Source organism: Bradyrhizobium sp. P2_E8 (assembly GCF_056403875.1).
In genome coordinates, this window is record NZ_JBFUES010000868.1 from 1 (window position 1) to 3,190 (window position 3,190).

General features: G+C 65.8%; 3 protein-coding genes. 2 read left to right on the top strand and 1 reads right to left on the bottom strand.

What is annotated here, in order from left to right:
* The coding region (locus AC1D00_RS33345; protein WP_477013590.1) for a LysR substrate-binding domain-containing protein at positions 1–612 on the top strand (612 nt) is incomplete at its 5' end.
* A 293-nt stretch (positions 613–905) separates the two neighbouring features.
* Positions 906–1,646 (top strand): sulfate transporter family protein, encoded by a 741-nt coding sequence (locus AC1D00_RS33350; RefSeq protein WP_027543744.1) that lies wholly within the window; start codon positions 906–908, stop codon positions 1,644–1,646.
* A gap of 6 nt (positions 1,647–1,652) precedes the next feature.
* Here the strand turns inward: AC1D00_RS33350 and AC1D00_RS33355 are convergent.
* A partial coding sequence (locus tag AC1D00_RS33355) for an MFS transporter (protein ID WP_477013591.1) occupies positions 1,653–3,190 on the bottom strand: 1,538 nt, incomplete at its 5' end.

Consider the following 3,190-nt stretch of genomic DNA (forward strand, 5'->3'; position numbering starts at 1 on the left):
GCGTTGATGCGCACGGTGCTGACCAAATACCCCAAGCTCAAATTGTCGCTGACGGAGAGCCTGTCCGGCGCGACGCTGATGCACCTGATGGTCTCCAACGTCGACCTCGCGCTGGTCTACAATCCCCCGTCGGAGAAGGAGCTGATCACCGAGGCCGTGCTCGAAGAGGAGATGTTCCTGGTCGGCATTCCGAAACTGGTCGGCAAGGGCAAGGCGCCGATCCGCTTCGAGGAGCTGAACCGCTTGCCGCTGATCCTGCTTCGCTACGGTCTCGGCCTGTCCTCGCGCGCGCTGCTGGACGATCCGGTCCTGCTCAAGCGGCTGGAAGGCGGCGCCATCCTGCACGCCAATTCGATCACCGGCATGACCGGCGCGCTGGTGGAAGGGCTCGGCTGCACCATCGCGACAAAGCTGTTCGCGCGCGAGGAGCTCGCGGCCGGCCGGCTGATCGCACGCAAGGTGATCGCGCCGAAGCTGACCCGCACGCTCTACCTTTGCCGCCTGCGCAACCGCCCAATGACCTACGCCATGGAAGAGATGCGCCGCCTGATGCTCGCATTGATCGCCGAGCAGGTGCGCAGCGGCGACTGGCAGGCGGAGCTGGCGGGGTGAGGCACGACCAATACATCCGGCGTCATGGCCGGGCTTGACCCGGCCATCCACGCCTTGCAACACCGCACCAAGAACGTGGATGCCCGGGACAAGCCCGGGCATGACGACCTCTCGAAAATGCCGATCTGCGGTTACGCTAACGCGAGCGCCGGGAGAGATCGCGATGGCGCTGTTCGGTCCGAACGTGCGCGGCAAGCCGCTGGATGCGGTGTAGCTCGGCCGTCATTGCGAGGACTTGCCGAAGCGATCCGGCATGTCTACCTCTCGCGGGTGGTTTCGTGAGAGGGTTCCCCATGCTGGATGCCGCCGTGAAGGCGCTGTCGCAAATGATCTCGCCGCCGATGCGCTCGATCCTGTGGCGATCGATCGGGCTTGCGCTCGTGCTGATCACCGTGCTCGCGATCGGGTTGCAGCGGCTGCTCAGCTGGTTTGCGACCTATGGCGAAGTCTGGCTTGAGGGCCTGCTCGGTCCCGGCTGGCACACGTCGCTCGAGGTCCTGGCCTGGATCGTCTCGATCGCGGCGGGCCTGGGCGTCGTATTCGGGGCGGTGTTCCTGATGCCGGCGATCACGTCGGTGGTGGCGAGCCTGTTCGTCGACGACGTCGCCGACCATGTCGAGCGCGAACACTATCCCGCCGAACGGCCGGGCGTGGCGCTGCCTTTCAGCCAGGCGATCTACGAGGGCGTCAAGACCGCGTTGCTGACCATCCTGGTCTATCTGATCGCGCTGCCCTTCGTGTTGCTGGCCGGCGCCGGTTTCCTGATCTTCTTCCTCGCTACGGCCTGGCTGCTGGGACGCGAATATTTCGAGCTCGCTGCGATGCGCTTCCGCTCGCCGGAGGAAGCCAAGGCGATGCGGCGCGACAATGCCGCCACCATCTTCGCCGCCGGCCTGATCATCGCAGCCTTCGTCTCGATCCCGATCGTCAACCTGGCGACGCCGATCTTCGGCATGGCCTTCATGGTCCACATGCACAAGCGGCTGTCGGGCCCGCGCCCCGAGCTGATCGAGCCGGCGCGGCAGATGCGGTGACGGTGACTACGTCACCGGTACCCCGCATTTGCGCAGCAGCATCCTGGCGAAGCCGAATGGCGCCGGCGTGAACGGGCCGGGCGGGGCGCGGGTGATCAGCGCGACGATGCCAAGCGCGGCCATCGCCAGCCAGAAGCAGAGCCAGAAGCCGTCGATATAGGCGAGCACATTGGCCTCGCGCTGGACCAAGCTTGCGAGCGTTCCCACCGCGCGCGCCTGCGCCGATCCTGTGCCATGGGCGGCGAAATGGTCGGCGAGCTGCTTCAGAATCCGTACCACGTCGGCATCGCCGACGCCGAGGTTCTGACCGAGATAGAAGGAATGGACCTGCTCGCGGACGCGCAGCCAGGTCCCCATCAGCGCCACGCCGATCTCGGCGCCGCCGAGCCGCATGATCTGGATATAGGCGGCGAACGACGTGGCGCGGCTCGGATCGGAGTTCGAGAGCGCCATGATGATGATCGGCAGCAGCGTCGTCGATTGACCGATCGCCTGCAGCAGCACGATGCCGATGAAATCCTCGCGCGCCCAGTCATGGGTGAGCTGGGTGCCCCAGAGATTGGCGGCTGCGAAACAGGTGAATCCCACCACCGTCACCGCGCGCGCATCGAAATGGCGCAGCAGCCAGATCGAGATCGGCACCAGCACGAACATCGGCAGCGCGCCGTAGACGAGCAGCAGCAGCCCGCTCTGCTCCGGCCGGAGCAGTCCGATATTGCCGAGGAAGTTCGGCACCAGCGACGAATTGGAGAGCGAGGTCAGCGTGTAGAGCAGGATCACCACCAGCGACAGGCCGATGTTCCGCGAGAACAGCACGTTCACATGCGCCCAGGGCTGTCGCACCAGCGACTCGTTGACGAGGAAAGCGACGAACAGCACGCCGCCGCCGACCAGCAGTGCCATCACCGTACCCGAGCCGAGCCAATCCAGGCGATTGCCCTGGTCGAGCCCGGCATAGATCATCGAGACCGAGGCGCCGAGCAGCAGCATGCCGCCCCAATCGGCCTCGCGCAGCAGCGCGCGGTTCACCGGCTCGTTCGGCGTCCCCAGATAGACCATCAGGCCCATCAGCGGCGCGATCACGACACCTTGCCAGTACAGCCATTGCCAGCCGAGATGGTCGACATAGAAGCCGACCAGCGAGCTCGAGGTGTCCAACGCAAAGCCGACGCGGATCGAATAGATCGAGATCGCAGGCAGCCACCAGCGGATCGGCAGGTTGCGGAACACGATCATCAGCGTCGCCGGCACGAAGGTGCCGAGCAGCAGGCCATGCACGACGCTGAGCCCGAGCAGCGTCGGATAGTCGTGCACGAAGGGGATGATCAGCGAGACCGCGGCATAGACGAGGCTGGGGATCCCGAGCACGCGCCTGAGCCCGAACACCGTCGCGAGCCACGCCACCGCGGGCGCGATGAAGATCTGCGAGCCGATACCGGCGGTGGAGAGCCAGGCGCCTTCGTCGAAGCCGAGCGAGAACGCGCCGCGCAGGTCGGGCAGTCCGACCGTGGTGAGACGGCTGTCGAAATTGGCGAGGAACGAGC